Annotated in this window: 14 protein-coding genes; 9 read left to right on the top strand and 5 right to left on the bottom strand. The window is 58.0% G+C overall.

All coding sequences use genetic code 11. The features are described 5' to 3' along the window. Positions 1-37 precede the first annotated feature (37 nt). The 7 genes from K227x_RS20760 (at position 38) to K227x_RS20730 (ending at position 10,695) form a co-directional block, all read left to right on the top strand. A complete protein-coding gene (locus K227x_RS20760) occupies positions 38-1,846 on the top strand; it encodes a S1C family serine protease (protein ID WP_145178201.1) in 1,809 nt (602 codons plus the stop codon). Then, positions 1,843-2,859: a S1C family serine protease gene (locus K227x_RS20755; RefSeq protein WP_246146004.1), complete on the top strand. Its 1,017-nt coding sequence runs from the start codon at positions 1,843-1,845 to the stop codon at positions 2,857-2,859. The genes K227x_RS20760 and K227x_RS20755 overlap by 4 nt, the downstream gene beginning before the upstream one ends. Continuing rightward, positions 2,856-4,877: a PDZ domain-containing protein gene (locus K227x_RS20750; RefSeq protein ID WP_145172544.1), complete on the top strand. Its 2,022-nt coding sequence runs from the start codon at positions 2,856-2,858 to the stop codon at positions 4,875-4,877. The genes K227x_RS20755 and K227x_RS20750 overlap by 4 nt, the downstream gene beginning before the upstream one ends. A gap of 117 nt (positions 4,878-4,994) precedes the next feature. Continuing rightward, positions 4,995-6,119, top strand: coding sequence for a hypothetical protein (locus K227x_RS20745; protein WP_145172542.1), 1,125 nt, complete (start codon positions 4,995-4,997; stop codon positions 6,117-6,119). Between the two features lie 2 nt (positions 6,120-6,121). Beyond that, on the top strand, positions 6,122-6,730 hold the full coding sequence (rdgB, locus tag K227x_RS20740; protein WP_145172540.1) for an RdgB/HAM1 family non-canonical purine NTP pyrophosphatase: 609 nt from the start codon (positions 6,122-6,124) through the stop codon (positions 6,728-6,730). 107 nt (positions 6,731-6,837) lie between these two features. Further along, positions 6,838-9,864 (top strand): DUF7133 domain-containing protein, encoded by a 3,027-nt coding sequence (locus tag K227x_RS20735; protein WP_246146003.1) that lies wholly within the window; start codon positions 6,838-6,840, stop codon positions 9,862-9,864. A gap of 60 nt (positions 9,865-9,924) precedes the next feature. Continuing rightward, positions 9,925-10,695, top strand: a complete 771-nt coding sequence (locus K227x_RS20730) for a CPBP family glutamic-type intramembrane protease (protein WP_145172538.1) — start codon at positions 9,925-9,927, stop codon at positions 10,693-10,695. Between the two features lie 102 nt (positions 10,696-10,797). On the opposite strand, the gene K227x_RS20725 is transcribed toward K227x_RS20730, so the two are convergent. The 3 genes from K227x_RS20725 to K227x_RS20715 all read right to left on the bottom strand — a co-directional run bounded on the left by K227x_RS20725 (position 10,798) and on the right by K227x_RS20715 (position 12,942). Then, positions 10,798-11,205 carry a hypothetical protein gene (locus K227x_RS20725; RefSeq protein ID WP_145172536.1) on the bottom strand — a complete coding sequence of 136 codons (408 nt, stop codon included), beginning with the start codon at positions 11,203-11,205 and terminating at the stop codon, positions 10,798-10,800. Next, entirely contained in the window at positions 11,202-11,717 is a 516-nt protein-coding gene (locus K227x_RS20720) for a hypothetical protein (protein ID WP_145172534.1), read from the bottom strand. Before K227x_RS20720 ends, K227x_RS20725 begins: the two co-directional genes overlap by 4 nt. 133 nt (positions 11,718-11,850) lie before the next feature. Further along, positions 11,851-12,942: a TIGR01212 family radical SAM protein gene (locus K227x_RS20715; protein ID WP_246146002.1), complete on the bottom strand. Its 1,092-nt coding sequence runs from the start codon at positions 12,940-12,942 to the stop codon at positions 11,851-11,853. Between the two features lie 124 nt (positions 12,943-13,066). Here K227x_RS20715 and K227x_RS20710 point away from each other — a divergent pair, with 124 nt between their 5' ends. Next, entirely contained in the window at positions 13,067-13,525 is a 459-nt protein-coding gene (locus tag K227x_RS20710) for an FHA domain-containing protein (RefSeq protein ID WP_145172532.1), read from the top strand. Positions 13,526-13,585: 60 nt separating this feature from the next. Then, a complete protein-coding gene (locus tag K227x_RS20705; protein WP_145172530.1) occupies positions 13,586-15,259 on the top strand; it encodes an alpha-keto acid decarboxylase family protein in 1,674 nt (557 codons plus the stop codon). Between the two features lie 28 nt (positions 15,260-15,287). Here the strand turns inward: K227x_RS20705 and K227x_RS20700 are convergent, their stop codons facing one another. Continuing rightward, the gene (locus K227x_RS20700) at positions 15,288-16,706 is read right to left on the bottom strand and encodes a hypothetical protein (protein WP_145172528.1); all 1,419 of its coding nucleotides are present in this window, start codon (positions 16,704-16,706) and stop codon (positions 15,288-15,290) included. Positions 16,707-16,859: 153 nt separating this feature from the next. Further along, positions 16,860-21,038, bottom strand: coding sequence for a serine/threonine-protein kinase (locus tag K227x_RS20695; RefSeq protein WP_145172526.1), 4,179 nt, complete (start codon positions 21,036-21,038; stop codon positions 16,860-16,862). Positions 21,039-21,098 lie beyond the last annotated feature (60 nt).

The raw sequence follows: 21,098 nt of genomic DNA, 5'->3' as shown, positions 1-21,098 counted from the left end.
TGATCGTTTTTGGTGGACGCTGGTCACGGCGTGCTGCATGGTTGGCGCCGCGGCGGCCGATGGTCCATTGTCGATCTCGCCCGTCTTGGCGGAAGCGGAACAGCAACGGATGGACGCGATCGATCGCGCTATGCCGTCGGCGGTCAGCGTGTTCGTCCCCGGTGGCGGTGGTGGCGGCAGCGGCATGCTGATTTCGCCCGATGGATTCGCACTGACCAATTTTCACGTCACCAGTCCGGCCGGGTCGTTCATGCGATGCGGGCTGAGCGACGGGAATGTCTATGACGCTGTGATCGTGGGCATCGATCCGGTCGGCGATTTGGCGATGATTCAATTGTTGGGGTTGGATGGCGAAGTCCGAACTGATTTTCCAGCCGCGACGATGGGCAGCAGTCGGTCGGCCCAGCCGGGCGATTGGTGCATGGTGATCGGCAATCCATTTTTGTTGGCGACCAACCTTCAACCCACCGTCACCTATGGCATCCTTAGCGGCGTCGGTCGTTACCAGTATCCATCCGGTACGCTGCTGGAATACGGCGACTGTTTGCAAACCGATGCGTCGATCAACCCGGGCAATTCGGGCGGACCGATCTACGATGCCGAGGGCAAATTGATCGGGATCGTTGGGCGATGTTCGTTCGAAAAACGAGGGCGAGTGAACGTTGGTGTTGGCTACGCGATTTCAATCAACCAAGCAAAGAATTTCTTGGGCGTTTTGCACAGCGGTCGAATCGTCGACCACGCAACGCTGGGGGCCACCGTCGCGACGGATCCCGACGGCGGAGTCCGTGTGACCAATATCTTGGAATCCAGTGACGCGTATCGCCGCGGTTTGCGATACGACGCCGAGATTTTAGAAATCGACGGCCGGTTGGTCCAAACCGCCAACGACGTCCAAAACGTGTTGGCGACTTTTCCCGCGGGTTGGCGCGTCGGGATCAAGTACCGATCCCAAGGTACCAACCATGACACCCTGGTGCGTCTGGCCAGCGTCCATGCCCAGGACGAACTGCTGGAAAAGATGGCTGGCGCACTGCCGCCTCCGCCGCCCCGCCAGAAACCCAAACCAGCCGAAGGTGACGAAGACGAATCCGAGCATGGCGAAGAATCGGATCCGCATGGTGGCACAGCCGATGCCATTCCCGATTCGGTCAAACGGCGTTTGACACAACGCAAAGGCTACGCCAATTATCATTTCAACGAAGTGCAACAGAATCGATTCATCGAATCGCTGCGTCGCCAGTTTCCGTTGGCCGAAGACAGCGATTCGGAACGACCAGAATCGAAATCCACCAACGGTGAACCCGACGCGTGGGTGATCGAAGGGGAAACCGACGAAGCCGATCCGAAGCCCGTGCGAATTCATGTTTCGGCCGACAAAATGGCGCTGATCGTGGGTGACCAAACGATGCAGGTTGCGTCCAAATCCGAACTCTACGATGGCGTCTCGATTCGATCGATCGCCGGAATCCTGCCAGCTTTGGATGGTTGGCGACGGATGATCGCGGTTGGCCCCGGCAAGTTTGGCGACACCTATTACTGGGGCACGATGCCGCTTGGCGGACAGCGGCCCCTGCGTGATTGCGTTGTTGGGATCGATGGTGAACTAGAACTGCGGTGGCTCAATCATCCAGAAACTCAAGTCGTCGAAGCGGTGGAAGTGTTCGCGGATCGCGATCAGGATCCGGCCGAACTGTGGGTGGTTCGCGATGATTCGGATCCGGCTGCGATGCCGTCTGTCCTGGACCTGCGCTATGGGACCGAGTCGGTATTGCGAGTGAAAGTCAGTTCATGGAAATCGGTTCCGTCATCGGACGCCAACGCCCAGCCAAAGGAACAACCATGATCGGACGAATGTTGATGGGCCGTTTGTCATTGATCGCGATGATGGTGGTTGTGGGCAGTTTGTCTGCGGCCAGCCAAGGCACGCTAAGCAGTTGGACGCGCGACGCCCAACGCCGCGTCGTCAAGATTTACGGCGCCGGCGGTATGAAAGGGCTAGAGGCATACCAGAGCGGTTTTTTGGTGTCCCCCGATGGGCACATTGCGACCGCGTGGAGCTATGTGCTGGACGTGGATCCGATCGTCCAATTGGATGACGGGCGACGTTTCGAGTCCACGATCGTTGGTTTCGAACCAGCATTGGAATTGGCCGTTCTGAAAATCGATGCGTCCGACCTGCCCTACTTTGCTGTCGAATCCGAATCGTCGGCGAACTGGGGGGATCCCGTGATCGCGATCAGCAATCTGTTCAATATCGCCACTGGCAACGAACCCGCCAGCGTGATGCAGGGAAGTGTGGCGTCGATCACGAAATTGGACGCTCGTCGCGGTACCTTCAAGACGCCCTATCGCGGCAACGTTTTGATCCTGGACCTGATCGCCAATAACCCCGGTGCAGCCGGTGGTGCGCTGGTGGATGCCCGCGGCAACCTGATCGGCATGCTTGGCAAAGAACTACGCGATACGGCGACCGGGGTGTGGCTGAATTACGCCGTCCCTGCGGCGGCGCTTCGCGGCACAATCGGCGACATCATTGCGGGCCGGAAAACGACCGCGCCGGTGGATACGACACCGATGCTTGCACGCGACCGGTCGCATGACTTCACCAGTTTGGGAATGGTCATGGTCCCCGATGTTCTCGAATCCACGCCCGCCTACGTCGATGAAGTTGTCGCCGGATCGGCGGCCCAAAGTGCGGGGCTGCGACCGGATGACTTGGTGTTATTGGCCAACGGAACACGCGTCGAAAGCCAACGAAGTTTTCGTAAACTGCTGCGGACGGTCGACCGCCGTGATGATGTGAATTTGACGATCCAACGCGACAGCGAAATCTTGAACTTGGTACTGCGTCCATGATGATCTGTGAACAATCAACGGCGTCTGCGCTGATCCACCATCGCGCTGCGGTCACACGATGCCTGGCCGCCGGTGTGCTTGCCAGCGTGATGCTCCTTTCGCCCGTCCGGGCTGCAGACCCCGAATTTCAACAGGCGATGGCGACCGCGGTCCGCGCCGCTGCGGATCACGTGTTGCCTTCGGTCGTGATGATCGAAATCGTTGGCACCAGCGAAGGTGGCCAAGGCGAAGTCGAACAAGACGCGCCGACATCCGGTGTGATCGTCGACGTCGATGGGGACCAGGTGTATGTCATCGCATCGCAGATCGTCGCGATGAAACCGGCCGCCAGTATCCTGGTGGTGCTGGGCAACGGTCAGCGAGAAACTGCGCAGGTCGTCGCCAAGGACCAGCACCGCGATTTGGTGTTGTTGAAATTTAAGTCTTCGGCCCCGGTAGCGGCGATCAAGCTGGATTCGGGTGCGGCGGGAACCGTCGGACAAACCACGATCGCGGTCGGCCGGTACGGCGCCGACGTTTCGCCGATGGTCAGCACCGGGATCTTGAGCGCCCAAGGTCGTTTGGACGGGATCGCACTGCAGACCGATGCACGCGTTTCCGCGTCGCTGTACGGCGGTGCGTTGATCGATCTGTATGGCAATGTCTTGGGAGTCATCATCCCGGCCGTGGCCGAGGGTGGCGCCGAAAACCCGACCGATTGGTACGATTCGGGAATCGCGTTCGCGATTCCAACCGAAGTGATCGCGGCGAAACTGGATCGATTGAAAGCGGGACAGACCATCCAAAAAGGGTTGCTGGGCATCGTTTCCACCAGCCAAGATTTGAACGATACCGGCACCGAAATCGCAGCCGTTCGCAGTCGATCGCCCGCCGAAGCCGCTGGGATTCGTGCCGGTGACCGGGTGACGGCAGTGAACCAAATCAGCGTCCAACGGCACCAACAGATTCGTCAGGTGCTGGGCAGTTTTGATGCCGGGGAAACGGTCCAAATTGGCATCGATCGCGATGGCCAATCGATGAACTTCGATGTGACTTTGGCGGACACCATTCCACCGCTACAGCCCCAACGACTGGGAATCGTCGCCAATCAGACCGCCGATAGCGCGGTGGTCGTGAGCGGGATTTTGCCGGGTTCTCCTGCAGCAAAAGTATTGGAATTGGACGACGTGATTCTGCAGATCGGTGATGCTGAAATCGCGTCGACCGATGCGCTTCGGCATCAAATGATTTCGGCGGTTCCCGACACCGCGATCCCGATTCGTTTTCGACGAGGTGACGAAACACTGGACGCTTCTGTGACTCCCGAAAGCATCGCGGGCAAAATGCGAAATCAGTCACCGGCAGGCTGGGATTCCAATGACGATCGATGGATCGATGCCGAGATGAAGCTGCCCGAATCTGGCAACGTGGCGCACTTCGTGGCACCGCGTCTTTCTCAGGATGGTGACCAGGAAGGTGGTGATCAGGAAGGCGGTGATCAGGAATCGGTTCGTGATCTGGGATTGATGATCTTGTTGTTGGGGCCGGGCGAAGGGACACCTGCCGGAGCTGTCCAAAAGTGGCAAGCTGCGGCCGAAAGATCGGGCGTCGTGGTGTGTGCGATCGCGCCGGAAGACCAGGGAAAATGGCAGCCCAAGGAACTGGAAATTGTCGCAAACTTTGCCGCGGCGATGATGAAAAAGGCACCGATCCATCCCAAAGCGGTGGCCGTCGGTGCGGCCGGCGCTGTATCGGGGGCCGACGCGACCGCAGCCGATTCGATGGCATTGGCGGCATCGATTTCGCAAAGCAAGGTTTTCTTTGGGGTCGCCATATCAGCGAAAACGCGTCCACCCGCGGTTCGGATGCGTGAAAACGAGCCGTCGGCGTCGTTGCAGATGATGATGCCGGTGGACGAACCCACGGATCTGCCGGGTTGGGCGCAAACAATCGAAAAAGCGGGCTATCCGATCATTCGCGGCGGCGGTGTCGATCAGGCGGGCGTTTTGGCGTGGGTTCGCCGATTGCAGGCAATCTAAGTTCTGATCCTTCGGGATCCGATCTTTCGGAATCTTGGCGATTTTTGTTAAAGCCGACATTGTGCCCGGCGGTTTCGGGCCACAACACTCGCGTCTGTCGCACGGAAATTAGTCGCCATGTATCAACGATCGCTCCTTTCGCTTGCCCTGGTTCTGTCGGTCGCCGGTTCGGCCATTGCGGATCCACCCAGCTTTCTTCGTATGTTCAGCCGTACCAATAACGTCGAAGCGGATGCTTCGAAGATGTACGAGCTGACCGAGGAAGATGGTCCTTGGTTGATCTTGGCGTCCACCTTGGTGGGGGAAGGTTCCAAGGCCCGGGCTCAGAAGTTGGCTCTGGAAATTCGTACTGAATTGGGGCTGCCGGCCTTCATCTACAACGAAAAATTTGACTTCACCGGCACGGTCGCTTTTGACCAACAAACCTCGCGGAAGGTTCGCTACGCCAATTCGTACCAGTACGAAGCCTACGCCGTCTTGGTGGGTGAATACGACAGCGCCGAACACCCAGGCATCGAGCGTGATTTGGTGCGGATCAAAACCGCCAAGCCAAAGGTGCTGCAAGACCCGAACGAAATGGCCGCCGAAACGGATGCATCGACCCCGGTGACGACCGTCAAAGCATTGGCCAACAAGTGGAAACGATCCCGCGGCAATAGCCCCAAGGGGCCGATGGCGGGCGCGTTCCTGACACGGAACCCGATGCTGCCCGAAGAGTATTTCGCATCGCCGACGGTGGATTCCTTTGTTCACCAGTTGAACGATGGGCTGAATCATTCGTTGCTCGATTGCGATGGAAAGTTCACTGTCGTGGTGAAAACGTTCCAAGGCGTCGCAACCATCGAGGGCAAGAAAAGCACAAAGTTCGAACCGAGTGCCAACCGGATGGACAAGTACGCACAGTCGGCCGCAAAGATGTGTGCCCAGCTTCGCAGCAAGGGTGTCGAAGCCTATCAGTTTCATGATCGTGACAAGTCCCTAGTCACCGTTGGCAGCTTTGATACGCTGGGCCGACAGTTGCCCGGTGGCGGATTCCAATACGATCCGCAGATCGAATCGCTGATGAAAAAGTACAGTGCTTTGAACGTCGATCGGGCATTGGCCAGTCAGGTTCCCGTGGGAACCAACGGCGTGGCCGGCAACAACGTCGGCATGGTACCGTTTGACGTGCAACCGACCGCGATTGCCGTGCCTAAACTTTCGAAACGAAGCCTCTATGGGGCTGCCTTGGGAATGCGATAACGATGTTTGATTTGGTCTTGGGGACTCACAACGCAAAGAAACTTGTCGAATTACGTTTGTTGTTACCCGCCGACCGTATCCAACTGACGTCGCTGGCCGAAATCGAAGGGGCCATCGACGTGGAGGAAACCGGGGCCACGTTCACCGAGAACGCGGCCCTGAAAGCCACCCAGCAAGCCATCCATCTGAATCGCTGGGTGTTGGCCGAAGACAGCGGTTTGACGGTCGACGCGTTGAAGGGGGATCCCGGTGTCCACTCGGCTCGCTATGCCGGTGAACATGGCGATGACGAAGCCAACAACGAAAAGCTGCTTCGCGAACTGGATGGTGTCCCGGACGAAAAACGCAGTGCAAAGTTCAACTGCTATCTATGTCTGTCGGACCCCCAAGGCAATGTTCAACTAGAAGCCAATGGAACTTGCGGTGGACGAATCGCCCACGCCCGAAGCGGTGGTGCTGGATTCGGCTACGACCCTCTGTTCATCATCCCCGAATACCATCGAACCTTTGGCGAATTGGATCTGACGGTCAAGCGAGCCCTCAGCCACCGGTCTCGCGCCCTGCGATCCTTTGTTCCAGCCATGATGCGAATGATTGCCCAGTTGGGGTAAGTGTTGCTGGCGTGATCACGCTGTTTTGCGACGGAAATGTCCGTTTGACATCGCTGTCCAAACGATCGTCCAGGCAAGCCCCCGTCGGATGGATTAAATTGTCGTGCATGAACATGCAACGACTAACACTGACGCTAATGATTTCGTTGTCCGCCCTGATTTCGGCGCCGGCACAACAACCCGATACTTCGCGTGCGGCGAACGATAAGGTCGCCGAGATCATCCAGACCTTTGCCGGTCGAGGGGTGATGGCGGACGGATCGCAGCCAACACCAGCCGACGTCGCGGTGACGAAATTTCGTGTCGTCGATGGCCTGCAGATGGAACTGGTGGCGGCCGAACCCGATGTGTCCCAGCCGCTGTTCGTATCGTTCGATTCACGCGGCCGAATGTGGGTGGTGCACTATCGACAGTACCAGTTTCCCGCTGGCCTGAAGATCGTTCGTTACGATCAACACTTGCGAGCGGTGTTTGATCGGGTGCCTGATCCACCACCAATCGGGACCCCGGGGGCCGACAAGATCACCGTCCATACGGATACCGATGGCGACGGTCGATACGATTCCCAAAAGGACGTCATCACCGGGCTAAACATTGCGACATCCGTTGCGATTGGACGCGGCGGAATTTGGGTTTTGAATCCACCGTATCTTTTGTTCTACCCCGACGCCGATGGCGACGATGTTCCGGACTCTGCACCGGAGGTTCATTTGTCTGGATTCGGGCTGCAGGATACCCACTCGGTCGCTAACAGTTTGCGATTCGGGCCGGATGGATGGTTGTACGGTGCAAACGGCAGCACGACCACGTGTGATGTCAGTTCGGCGGTCACCAAGGGAGTTCGATTCGAAGGGCAATGCGTGTGGCGGTACCATCCGCCGACGAAGGTCTTCGAAGTCTTTGCCGAAGGCGGTGGCAACACGTTTTCGCTAGAAATTGATTCGCGCGGACAAGTGTTGACCGGAACCAACGGCGGGAACACTCGCGGGTGGTACTTTCCGCAGGGCAGCTACAGTGAAAAGAACTGGGGCAAACACGGACCGCTTAGCAATCCTTATGCATTCGGTTTCTTTCCCCCGATGCGGTTCGAAGGGGACGGCCGACGTTTTCCACAGGCGTTTTCTATCTACGAAGGTGGGCTGCTGCCGGACCAGTATGCGGGAACCATCATTGCCCCCAATTCGCTGCATAATTTGATTTGGAACAGCCGGTTGAATCGTGACGGTTCCACCTATCGAACCGAGGATTTGCCGAATTTGGTGGAAACCGATGATCGTTGGTTTCGGCCTGTGCACTGCGAAGTCGGCCCGGATGGATCCGTGTACGTGGCGGATTGGTACGACACGCGGCTTTCGCATGTCAGCCCGATCGACGACTGGCACAAGGAAAGCGGACGGATCTATCGAATCCAACCGACCGACCAAGCGGGCAAGTATGACATCGGTGACTTGCATGCGATAACAGTCGACAAGCTGATCGAACTGTTTGACCATCCCAACAAATGGGTTCGTCACCGGGCCGTGTTGGAACTGGGATGGCGAAACGAATCGGCAGCCATCCCCACTTTGATTCAGCGAGTCGACGAAGGTTTTTTGGAAGGGTTGTGGGCATTGGCTGCGATGCAGCAACTGACCCCCGATCGGGCCAGCAAGTGGCTGGCCCATTCCCACCCCGACATCCGTCGCTTGACGGTGCGGTTGCTGGGGGACATGCACGTAGGGCATCCCCAACTGGCTTCGATGGCTGAATCGGAAGACGATGTTCAAGTCCGCAGCCAGCTTGCGGCGACAGCCAAGCGTTTGGATGCCGGCGCTGCGCTGCCGATCATTCGGGCGTTGATCAACCACGACGAAGATATCGACGATCCGCATATGCCGCTGATGATCTGGTGGGCATTGGAAGCTCAAGCGGCCGATCGAAATGCGGTTGCCGGATTCATTGAAGACGATCTGCTTTGGCAGCGTCCGATGTTCCGCAACCATTTGGCGGACCGATTGATTCAGCGATATGCATCCGCGGCCAAGCCAGAGGACCTGAGCTTTTGTGCGACGTATTGGCAGACGGCACCGGACGATGCTGCCCGAGCGGTGTTGATGCGTGGTCTGAACGCCGCTTTTCAAGGTGGTTCGCTGCCGCCGCTTCCCGATGCACTGGCCAAGGCGATTGCGGATTACCAGCAGCAGCTAGGCGATTCCGGTTTGGTGTTGGCGCTGCGTCAGGGGATTCCGGATGCGAGTGCGAACGCCATCAAGGCGCTGTTGGATCCGAAGACGGATCTGGGAATCCGCATGACAATCGCAGAAACTTTGGGGCAGGTCGGTGATGATACCACCTCCGGTGCATTGCTGCGTCTGGCAACGGGACAGAACGGAGTGACGCCGGCTTTGCAGCGAGTCGCGATTTCGGCGCTGGGGCGATTCGAAGACGTCTCGATCGCCAATGCGTTGGTGCAAAGCTTTGGTAGCCGCATTTCCGAGGAACACGGGTTGCGCGCAGCGGCTTGCCGTGTCTTGGCGTCACGTCCAAATTGGGCCATGGTGATGCTGACCGAATTGAACCAGTGGCGGTTGCGTCGTGATCAGGTTCCGACGGATGTGGTACAGCAACTGCGGTCCTATCAGGGGCCCGAAATCGTGGCTGCGGTCGAGCAAGCGTTTGGCCCGGACATTGCGTCGACCGGCGCCGAAGCCGTGGCCGAAATGAAACGGCTGCGGAAGATTCTGGCAGAGAAGCCCGGCAACGCAGACGCAGGGAAATTGCACTTCCAAAAGAAGTGCGGGACCTGTCACCAGCTGTTTGGGGATGGGCTGAAGGTTGGACCGCCACTGGACGGTTATTCTCGCGGCGATATCCCGTTCTGGTTGATCGCAATCATTCAACCCAACCTAGAGATCCGGGAAGGGTTTCAGTCCTATATGGTTTTGACGGAAGATGGGCGGGCGATCAACGGGATGATCGCGGCCGCGGATGGACAGTCCGTCACGATTCGCAATGCCGACAATCAGATGACCACGATCCCACGCGACAGAATCGAAGACATGCAAGCGATCAAGACGTCGCTGATGCCGACCGGGTTGCTGGCAGACATGACGGACGACCAAATTCGGGATTTGATCGCTTATGTTTCTCAGTAAATCCCCCGCGACCATCGCGGTTTCCGACAGCCGATATTCGTCTTTTACCGCGAGCGAGCATTGAACGAACCAGAAACGTTGGCCAACACCAGCACAAGAGATCAGGGTGTTTGGCCTTACCTGCTTCCGATCCTTTCGTTTCTGTTGCTGGTCGAAGCGTCGGCCTATGTGACCGGTGTCAGTGCGGCGGTGATGTTGGTGGTGCGAGTGGCCGTACCGTTGATCGTCCTGATCTATTTCGCGGCAAGAGGATGCTACCGGGAGATCCAAATCCGGTTCCATTGGATGATCGGGGGCGATGTTTTGGTTGGCATCGGGTTGGCAGCCATGTGGATGGCTCCCTATGTCCTGTTTCCGCAGTTGCGTCCAGCGGGGGAAAGCGTGGGAATGGATCCGATGATGGCGGGGGCCAGTGGGGTGTGGCTGGTGTTGGCCGTTCGGATGCTTGGTTTCGCGATCGTGACGCCATGGATGGAAGAACTGTTCATGCGAAGTTTTCTGATGCGTTTTGCCGATGTGTATGACGCGGATCCGGCCGCAGGGGATGACACGCCGCCCGACTTTCGCGAGGTACCGATTGGGCGGTATTCGCTGCGCAGTTTCATCGTTGTGGTTGCTGTGTTCCTGATGACTCACCAATTATGGGAAGCTTGGGTGATGCTGCCGTGGGCGGTGCTAACCAATCTTTGGTTCTATTACCGCAAGGATCTCTTCGCGGTGATCGTCCTGCACGCTGCGACCAACGGGGCCATTTTGATGGCGGCTTATTTCCTAAGCGGGTACTTCATGGACGCCGATGGAACCCCGATCTCGCTGTGGTTCTTTGTCTGATGCGTCCTGATCGTTGATCACCCGGATGTGCAACCGGCGGTTCTCGCTGGCCCCCGCTGCGATGGTCGTATGGTTGATGGGACATCCGATCCAGAGATCGGTTCACCAACGGATATCGATCGGTTTGGGGAATCCCCAGTGTGCCGCCAATGCGTCGGCCGCGTCTTCGGGGTCGGCGACGTCGCCCCAGGGCCCGTTCCGCAAATAGGCATGCGCCAATTCGTGGGCGATGATGTACAGGCCAAACGGTTCGGCACAATCCGACAGTCGCGGTTTCAAAGCCACACATCGGCTGCCGGTCCCGTCGGGAGACGGAAAGGCGATGTAAAGCTTGGTACCAAATCCGCCTTCGAAATGCAGTTTGGTGATGCTGAAGCGGGGATCGCGCAGAAAGTCAATTTGGACTTCTTCGGGAATGGCCGTTAGCACAAGGTGCACTCGCCCACGCAACGGGTCCTCGGGTGCAAACGACTGTAGCAGGTCGTCGACGGAACGGTCTGTATTCGTCATGAGCGACGTGACGTCACAGAATTGGATGGATCACTGCGGCCCGCCGCATGCGATGGCCGTTCAGCAGACAGGCTGTCACGCGACGCCAAATCGACTCGCGACAGTGACGTCGGAATCGATTTTGCGCCATCCACCAGACCAGCCAGTGAGAGTGCTTGCCGACGTTTGCGGTCACGCTGAAACGCGATCACGCCAACGATGAATACGATGCCACAAAGCACCGTGATGCCGGTGTTCAGACGCCACGCGATCGGCTTGTTGCCGGCATCGGCTGCGGTCCAGATGATCGCGTTGGCGATCCCCGTGATCATCCCTAGCAAAGCCACCACGCAAGCGGTATTCATCGCAATTCGTCGACGGTGCGGGTTCAGGCCGACCACACCACAAAACAAGATCGGGATGCCGAGCATCAGCGGCACGAATTGAATCGGATTTTTGTTGACCGTGGCGCACATCCCCAATGCGGAAAGTCCGCACAACAGAAGACCAAAAACAATTCCGACGCGTGCCATTTTGAATGGATATCCGTTGAAGCCGTGGCCGCAAAATTTTCCGCTTAAATGCAGTCCTGCACAACGTTTAAGCCTACCGTGAAGAGCGGCAAATCGCGATGGGGGATCTGGTTTTTCGGGTGGAATGTCGTGGCTAGGGTTCCATCTTCAAAACCGGCAAACGCCCGCGTTTTTCGATCATCTGACGAATCGAATCCGGTGTTTGGTCGGATGGCACCGGGCGGTCCGACGGTGGCTGATCGGGTGCGACAAAGTGGCTGCCTTGGCGGCTGCCCCGTTTGGCGAATTCACCCTCGATGTCCAGCCGCAAAGACGACTTCTCTAAACACCATTTCGGTTCGATCAGGAAGTCCGATGGGGCGTCACCGCTGATCCGTTCGACCACCACCGATGGTGGGATTCGTTCCAGAAAATCGACGACCGTTTGGACATAGTCCTGTCGCCCCATCATCTCGATCTGGCCGGCGAGCACTTGATCCCCCAGCGGGGTTCCCCGCACGGCATACAGATTGTGCAGCTTGATCGCATCAAAACCCAATCGACCGACCTCGGTCGCCGTTTCCATCATCATCGCATGCGTTTCACCGGGGATGCCCAGGATGACGTGGCCGCACATTTCGAACCCGCGTCCCCGGCTGCGGTCGATGGCGTTGATCATGTCGGCATGCGTATGGGCGCGATTCATCCATCGCAGCCCATCGTCGTGAATCGTCTGCATCCCGAATTCCAGCGATACATAGGATTTGGCCGCCAATTCTTCGATCAGCGCCAGCACGGATTCGGGGACGCAGTCCGGCCGTGTGCCGATTGCCATTCCGACGATCAGGTCATGGAATTCGGGCTGATCATTGATCGACAGGGCCAGTTCGTAGACTTCCCGAAGCTGTTCCACCGGGGCGTAGGTGTTGGTGGCCGGTTGAAAGTAGGCAATGAACCCGGCAACTTTGCTGTAACGCTCGCGAACCGTTACGATTCCAGAGGTCAGTTGTTGGTGCACTTGTTGCAGCCGAACGCGACGCGATGGGCTGAATGATCGGTTGTCGCAAAAATTGCAGCCCCCCCGCGTCACCGCGCCGTCGACATTGGGGCAGGTGAATCCGGCATCGATGCTGACCCGTTGGATCCGGCCACCAAAACGGCGACGGAGTGTCTTTCCGAAGGCATTGAAGGGCAATCCCTCACTGATCCAAGCCTCAGGAGCGTCAAAATCCGGTTCAAGATGCACGACAACAGCTGCCAATTGGGGGAGTAAGGTCAAAAAGGTGGGGGCAAAACGGTTAGCCAAGCAGTAAAATAAAGACTGTTTGACATGGTTCCGAACTTTTTTATTCCATTATCGAGAATCGAACGTGCCAACCGAAGAATTACACGATTACGCCGGCCCCTTTGGCCAATTAACCCCGATCGGGGGTGGTGATCCGATCCCGTTGATCAAAGATCGTCTGTTGATCGGTCGACGTGGCGAGTCCGATATCCAGTTGAAATTTCCCAACGTGTCGACACAGCATTGTCGAATGACGTTGGAAAATGGCTATTGGTTCGTCCGTGACTTGAACAGCCGAAATGGCATCAAAGTCGATGATCGTTCGGTCGTCCGCAAACGCTTGGACCCGAACTGCAAATTGTCGATCGCCCGTCATCACTATATCGTTGAATACGAGCCGCAGAAGCTGGGTGCCTTTGGGCCGCCGCCGGCCGACGATGATTACATGGACGAATTGATGAAAAGTTCGCTGATGGACCGAGCCGGTCTAAGTCGGCGAGACGGCACCAACAAGCCCAAAAGCAATCGAGAGTCACTCGACTGATCGCGGACGTCACGGTTCGTTTGACGCCGCGGTTGGTTTTGCCAACGGAGGAATCGTCTGATGAGGAAACCGTCTGAAAGTCTCGCAATCGGCGGCTACCTGATCCAGCGGCTTGCTGACTACGGGATCGACGACGTCTTCGGGATCCCCGGGGACTATGTCCTGTCTTTCTATAGCCAGTTGGAACGCAGTCCCATCAACGTTGTGGGCTGCACGCGTGAAGACTGTGCTGGGTTCGCAGCCGATGCCTACGCTCGCATCCGCGGGATGGGGGCGGTCTGCGTGACGTACTGTGTTGGCGGTCTAAGCGTTTGCAATTCCATCGCGGGTGCCTACGCGGAAAAATCACCCGTGGTGGTCATTTCGGGTTCGCCGGGGCTAAGAGAACGTTCGGTGGGGGCTCTGTTGCACCACATGGTCCGTGACTTCCGGACTCAGATCGAAGTGTTCGAAAAGTTTACGATCGCCGGCGCCGAACTGAACGATCCGCTGACGGCCTTTGCGGAAATCGATCGGGTGTTGGATGCCTGTGATCGATTCAAGCGGCCGGTCTATCTGGAGTTGCCACGGGACATGGTGCATGTGGTACCGGCGGTCGCCCATGGATTCGCCGGTGCCCCGCGGACGCATGATCCCATGGCGACCGCCGAAGCGGTGCGCGAAACGATCCAGCGGATCACTTCGGCCGCCCGACCCGTGATCGTGGCGGGAGTCGAGATGCACCGCTTCGGTTTGCAGGACGAATTGATTCGGTTGGCCGAGGTGACTGGGATTCCGATCGCGACGACCATGCTTGGCAAAAGTGTCGTCAGCGAAAAGCATCCTCAGTTTGTGGGCCTCTACGAAGGCGCGATCGGTGATGCCGATGTCACCCGGTTTGTCGAAGACAGCGATCTGGTGTTGCTGCTGGGGGCGTTCCTAAGTGATATCAATTTGGGGATTTACAGCGCCAAGCTGAATCCGGATCGATGCGTTTATGCCACCAGCGAATCGCTGCGGGTTTCGCATCATCACTACCACAATGTCGAATTGAAACCGTTCATCGAAGGGCTGATCGACGCGGCACCACGGTCTCGTTCTCGCGCGATCCCGGATTCCATTGGTTCAGGGATGGGATCCGACCGGGACGCCCTGGTGAACGATTTTGGTGGCGAACATCCGCTTCGCACCAGCCGCATGATGCAGCGTCTGAATGAACGATTGGATGCCAATACGATCGTGATCGCAGATGTTGGCGATTCGTTGTTCGCGGCGACGGAGTTGACCATTCACGATCGTGGCGAATTCTTAAGCCCGGCTTACTACACGTCGATGGGCTTTAGCGTCCCCGCAGCACTCGGCGCCGCCACGGCGCGGCCGGATCACCGGATCGTGGTGCTGGTTGGCGACGGAGCGTTCCAGATGACGGGCCAAGAGCTCAGCACACTGATCCGCGAAGGCCACCATCCGATCGTGATTCTGTTGGACAACCACGGATACGGAACCGAGCGTTTTCTGCACGAAGGCGATTGGAAGTACAACGAAGTGCACCAATGGAACTACAGCGAACTGATGAAGGTCTACGGACGCGGGAAAAGTTACGTTGTCGAAACCGAAGACCAATACGACGAAGCGCTGGATGCGGCATGGATGGATCCCCAATCGCCGCATCTGATCCAGGCCAAATTGATGCCCGGTGACGCCAGCGACACGCTTAAGAAATTGGCGGCCCGGATGGGGGAAAACGTCGGATAGCGGACCAGCAACTGCGACACCCGCGGTCCTACGTCCCGTATCGATCTTGCAAACATCCGCGGTGGACACGGGCCAATGCGGATCGTCCGGTTTGCTTGGATCGATCGGCACTTTCGGCAATCCGGTCCAACAGGTCCGCGAACGCTGTGATCGGCCGCATGCCCACGTCCCAACCGGCGGCAACGTAGCACCGGTGGGCTTCGGCAAAGTCGCCTTCGTCAAATGCGGTTTCCGCAAGTTGCCACCAATGTTTGCTGACGCGATCGCTGCGTCGCATCAAATTCGGCTCGCAAAGCGCTTGCAGGTAGGGCGATTCAGCCACGGTTTCTGGGAACGATTCGGCCAACATCGCCGCGGAAAACTTGGCGGCAATCCGGACTGTCCCGTGCGTCTGAAGCCGGATGGATTGGTCCGAAAAAACCGAACACTCGATCCCTCGTAGAAAACGATCTCTCGCCACCGATCGGTCACCTCGGCGCAGTGCCGCTAGTCCGCTGATGTCCCATCCCCATGCGATGTCGGGGGTCAACTGCGTCACCGCGACAGCCTGGGTTTCGGCTGCATCCCAATCTTGTTCAAAGGGGGCGTCTGCCGCAGTGTTCCCCGCGCAGTTGAACGCTTCGGTGATCGCTTGGCGGACGTCCGGTGGGATCGAATCGTGCTGCAGCGACCAACGGCTGATTTGATCACTGTCGCTGGAGAATTTCTCGACGACAGATCGTGGCAGCGCTGAAAAAACCGACAATTGCAAAGCGTCTTGAATCAGTTCGCAGCGCACCGCAGTCTCGGCAACGTGAGCGTCGATCAAGCACCCGGCCAACTGTCCCGGATCCAGCGTGGACTCGGATCGCAAAACCTCGGCGACCGAAGGGGGCAGATATTGCGTCGCCCATTCAATCCACGGGTCGGTGTTTTCGAGATCCGTGTTTTTCGAGGCCGTGTTTTTCGAGGCCGCGTTTTCTGGATCGGCCGTCGCTAATCGATCCGCTTGGGATGGGGCAACAGTTATTGGGGGTGCACCGGGATCTTCCGCCGGGATCGCATGTCGGCGTCTGGGGCCAGGCAGACGGGATTGCAGGCGATCAAACGCGATCGCTTCGGGCAACCCATTTCCCCACAGGATCCAATCGCCGCCGCCGTGATACCACTGCACCAAACGGCTGATTTGGCTGTTTTCGTCGACGACTCCGCAGATCCAATCGCCGCTACGATTGCTGATCAGCGGCAACAGGCTGGCATTCATCAGTCCCGGCCAAATTGGTTCGGGAGCATCCGCCAGTAACTCGCCGGGCGTGACGGCGGCGTGATATTCTTGGCGTCCGGTCTGCTGCCATTGATCGCTTTCGAACCAATCGGCTAGCGACGGTGCCAATTCAATCCCGTACCGATCGGCAAGCTGGCCGACGGGAACAGGGGAATTCGATGCAGAACCAGCCAGGTCAGTCAACTTATACGGTCGTTTCGAAGGGATCCAGGGACGTGTCGGTGATCGTCGCCACCGAATTGCCGCAATCATCGTGCCACGGGACATCGGCGGGCGACAGGTTCAGGCTACCGAACCTGAAAGTGTGGCGGCAAGGGGAGTGTCCGCCGGCGAAGGTCATTCGTCCAGCGTATATAGCCGACGAAGCTTCTCTGGGGCAACCACGCCCTGTTCCCGCATCCGGTCGGCCAACAGGTGCAGAGAGTTGCCGGTTTCGATTTCCGCCAATTTGTCCGCTGCGGCCAACTGGATCGGCCGCAGATGAGCTTCGGCAGCCTCGTTCTGGGCCTGGGTCAGGTAATCGACCGCTTGGGAAAGCTGCTGTGGGTCCGAGTCTTCGTTTGCCTGTTGCCAGCACAGCAGCCCGTCATAGAAGTTCGCCAACACGCGACTGTAGCGGAGTTGTTCGCTGCGCAGAGTGGCGATTCGTTTGACGATCCGATTGGTCCACTGGATCGACGGATCTTGGCTGCGGCAATGCAGTGCAATCAAGGCCCCGGTGGAATCACAGCTGATGCGAAACACCTGCAGCCGGCCGCATGGCATCGGGAAATTTCGTTGCTGACATGACTCGTACATTTCCCAGGCTTGCTGCCATCGGCCTTCGTACAGCACTTGGTTCACTTCGCTGAGATCGGCCAAGAAATACAGGATCCCGCCCGAGCCCATTTCCTGTGGATCGGAAGCTTTTTCGCGCAGGTGCGACAATCGTTCGGACCGATCCTGAGCAAGCCAGGTGTTGCCGCCCAGCCCGCCGATGGTGATCTGTTGTTGCAGCAAATCACGCTGCTGAATCGCTTCGTCAAACATCACCTCGCTCAACAACTGCATTTCGCTCCATTGACCCAGGTGCCAATTCGACCACAGTTGGACCCATCGAATGTGCGCAATTTCGAAACCGCGTGGCGAATCGAGTTTTTGGTAATTGTCGACACTGGACGACAGTGGTTGCTGCGTCTGGTCCCAGCGACAGGACAAAAAGTGCGTGAAGGTTAGCCCGGCCCAAACGTCGCCCATCACCATGGGGTCTTTGGATCGGGTGGCCAGCGGAAGCAGTCGCAGCAGAGTCCCCAGACATTCGCCCCGTCGGGGAGTCTTGTCGTAACACTCCATGACCGCCTCGCCCACGGCGACATGCATGCGCTGTTGGAAGTTACCCATCCGTCGCGCCAAATTGGCGGCGGCGAAGCTAAGTTCTGTTGCATAGAGGGTGTCGAACATGCTGATCGGTCGTACCAAGGCCGCGCACAGTTCGAACCGCTGCTGTTGCCGACGATGCTTTTCAGAATCCGATGGTGAGTATGCCGGCCCCATCGTGGGCAAACCAGCGATCCCTGATTTTGGATTGCCGTTGCCCGCACTGATTCGCCGCGAATCGAGTTGGCCCGAATCGATCGACCCCGAGTCCGGTTGATTTGAGTCGGGTTTTTTAAGTTTGGCCGTCGTTGTTTGCGAGGTCGATTTGGGGGGCGTTGGCGGATTGGTGGCCAAATCCAAAGACGCCGGATCCATCGCCAGCAAGGATTCTGCCAAAGTGCCTTGCTGCATTTTGGCTCGCATCATCTGATAGATCAGCGACAATTTCGCTCGCCAAGCCGATTTGGGACGAGGCAGACCCAGGGTCACCGCAAGTTCGCCAAGCTGTTCGCGAACCCGCGCAAAGCGTCCGCAGCGTACAAGTAACGTTGTCGCGGCCAACCGGCATTCAAACTGTTCGTGCGGTTCCACGAAGTCCGCAAGCAATTGGTAGTATCGAGCCGCTTCGCCCAAGATGTCAGCTTCGTGGTAACAGCGTGCGGCCTGGCGAATGTGGTGGGTTTTTTCGTTGCCGGTAACATGGTCGATCACCAGCGAATGCCATCTTGCCGCTTCTGATTTAGCGATTCGGCGTTCGGCGTCTTCGGCTGCCAAGATTGCGTGCGAGATTGCTCGGCCGGGATGTCCAGCGGCAAACCAGTGCCCTGCGATTCGGGCCGCTAGGCTTTCGGGATTGTCCATTCGGACCAACAGCGAAGCCCAAGCCTCATTGGCGCCGCGGATGCTTGCGTCGCCGAGTGACGAAATCACTTGCTCGGCAAACCGATCGTGGAAGATCGAGATGCATTCGCCACCGGTTGCATCGTCGATGATCAAACGCAGGCGAGCCAATTCGGTAACGGCGGCGTCGACGTCATCGTGCTGGCCGGTCAATTCGCCCAACTGAGCCATCGATACTCGGCCGCCCGCGGTCACCACGTACAACAGGACTTGTTTGGCGTCGTCGCTCAGTCGTTCACACCGGCTCCGCCAAAGCTGATTGATGCTGGCCATTTCGGTGACCGAGCAATCCGGATCGGTGTCAAAGTCCAATTCCGAAAACGCACCGCCGGGACGAAATTCGTTGGCCAATTCAAGCAACCGCAACGGGCTGCCGCTTGCCGCATCCGCCAAATCCGACAACGCTTGTTCGGTAATGGGGATCGCCCAACGCTGGGCCGAGCGTCGCAGACAGTCCATCGAATGCGATTGATCGATGGGGCCCAAGGTGATCGATTTGTCGGCGATCACACTCTGCAGGTCGACGGGTTCTCGCGATATCGTGATCACCCCCATGCCGACTTCACTGGTACTGGTCTGCAAACGGTCTAGCACATTCAGACTATCGCGGTCTGCCCACTGGGCGTCATCGATCACGATGAACAGCGGCCCGACGGCTTGCAGTTGATGGCTCATTCGAATCACAGCCTGCAGCGAAGCACGGCGTGGTGATTCGCATCGCAGCGGCGGCAGATCCAGCCGGCTTTCCATCATCGTGCCCAGCACGGGAAAGATCCCCGCAAGCAATCCATAGCTGACCGAGTCCAGTTGGATGCGATCACGGTCACCGCACATGTAACGGTTCGCGATTGCATCGCAGATCTGTTCGAAAGCTTGCAGCGCTGAATCTTCGCGTTGGCGGCATCGGCCTCGGAAGACCTGACCCCAATTCTTGGATTCAATGTACGCGATCACTTCATCCAAAAATCTTGTCTTGCCGATCCCCGACGGGCCGGTGATGTGGATTCGAGAGACACCGCCGGCAAAGATCGAATCGACCCATTGGACGACGTCACTGAGCGTTTCGTCGCGGCCGATCAGGGGTTGGTGTCCGTAGGCGGGCAAGCTGACTTTGGGGGGCAAACCAAGTCGTGCTAAACGCATCGCGGTCGGTCGTTCCGAAGGTTGCCGGTCCAGCATTTGCCGACACGTGTCACTGATCACCTCGGGAACATGCTCGTTCAAGTTGTCCAGCGCATGCAAAATCAATTCGGCATCGATCCGCGAAGCTTCGTTGCGTTTCAGTCCCGGAGTCCCAGGGTCACGTTCGGGAAGTGATTCGCCGATCGGGGGAACGCCCTGGTCCCCGTTTTGCGAATTTCCCCGCTGCGATGGTCGCTGCTGCGATGGTCGCTGCTGCGAACTTTCGTCACGCGGCGTATTGGAACTTGGGTCGTTGCTATCCCGGTTGCTGGCACCGCGGTCATTCTGGATGTCGCTGTTGGCCGCGTGGTTGCCGTCGGCGTGGGGGGCGTCTTCGTGTGCTCGGGTTCCGCTGGCGATCGCCTGCAGCGATTCCAACATCACGATTCCCAATGCAAAAATATCGCCCGCGGGCAAATAGCTTTGCCGGTAGATCACTTCGGGGGCCAGATAATGGGGCGTGCCGAGGATAAAGCTTCCGATCTCGGCGCTGCCTTGATCAAACTCGAATACGTCGACCAAGCCATAGTCGATGACCCGTCCGCGACCGGCGGAATCGACCATCAGGTTTTGGGGTTTGATGTCACGATGAACAAAGCCTGCTGCATGCATGACCGATAGGCCGGCAGCGAAGTCTCGCATCAGGTCCAGCAGACGAGCAAAGGCTTCTTCGCGTGGCAGTGCCTTCAGTTGGCGGATGGCTTGGACGAAGGTGACCCCGTCGACTTCTTCCATCGCCAAAGCGGTGTGGATGCCCAGTTTGTAGATCCGATCGACACGAACCAAATTGGGGTGATCGATCTGCATCATTCGGCGAAAACCCAACCGGTTTCGCAGCAGATTGTTGGGGTCGCCCTGCCGCAGCACCTTCAGCGCGAACCGGGCGCCGGTATCGATTTCCAGCACTCGGTAGACGAAACCGCTGCTGCCCGAACCGAGCAGGCGTTCCAGCACAAATCCGCCTAGCCGGTCGCCTTCTTTCCACGGCGGCGCTGCGCGATGGCTGTCGCCGTGCGTTTCTCGATCGGCTTGTCGCTTCAGCGGCGTTTCGTCGTCACGCTGGAAAAAGTCAGGCATGGGGGTGGGGTCAGCCTAAAGGAAGCGAACTCGATCGAACCGACAAGTCGTCGATTGTAC

Origin of the sequence: Rubripirellula lacrimiformis, assembly GCF_007741535.1 — a bacterium.
GTDB classification, from domain to species: Bacteria; Planctomycetota; Planctomycetia; order Pirellulales; family Pirellulaceae; genus Rubripirellula; species Rubripirellula lacrimiformis.
Note: the sequence above shows the minus strand (reverse complement) of the source record. Positions and strands in the feature narration are given on the sequence as shown.

What these genes read in the sequence shown, in the direction of transcription:
- K227x_RS20725 (WP_145172536.1), bottom strand. Translation starts at nt 11,205, where the DNA reads ATGACGAATACAGACCGTTCCGTCGACGACCTGCTACAGTCGTTTGCA.
- K227x_RS20745 (WP_145172542.1), top strand. Translation starts at nt 4,995, where the DNA reads ATGTATCAACGATCGCTCCTTTCGCTTGCCCTGGTTCTGTCGGTCGCC.
- K227x_RS20735 (WP_246146003.1), top strand. Translation starts at nt 6,838, where the DNA reads ATGAACATGCAACGACTAACACTGACGCTAATGATTTCGTTGTCCGCC.
- K227x_RS20760 (WP_145178201.1), top strand. Translation starts at nt 38, where the DNA reads ATGGTTGGCGCCGCGGCGGCCGATGGTCCATTGTCGATCTCGCCCGTC.
- K227x_RS20720 (WP_145172534.1), bottom strand. Translation starts at nt 11,717, where the DNA reads ATGGCACGCGTCGGAATTGTTTTTGGTCTTCTGTTGTGCGGACTTTCC.
- K227x_RS20695 (WP_145172526.1), bottom strand. Translation starts at nt 21,038, where the DNA reads ATGCCTGACTTTTTCCAGCGTGACGACGAAACGCCGCTGAAGCGACAA.
- K227x_RS20750 (WP_145172544.1), top strand. Translation starts at nt 2,856, where the DNA reads ATGATGATCTGTGAACAATCAACGGCGTCTGCGCTGATCCACCATCGC.
- K227x_RS20705 (WP_145172530.1), top strand. Translation starts at nt 13,586, where the DNA reads ATGAGGAAACCGTCTGAAAGTCTCGCAATCGGCGGCTACCTGATCCAG.
- rdgB (WP_145172540.1), top strand. Translation starts at nt 6,122, where the DNA reads ATGTTTGATTTGGTCTTGGGGACTCACAACGCAAAGAAACTTGTCGAA.
- K227x_RS20755 (WP_246146004.1), top strand. Translation starts at nt 1,843, where the DNA reads ATGATCGGACGAATGTTGATGGGCCGTTTGTCATTGATCGCGATGATG.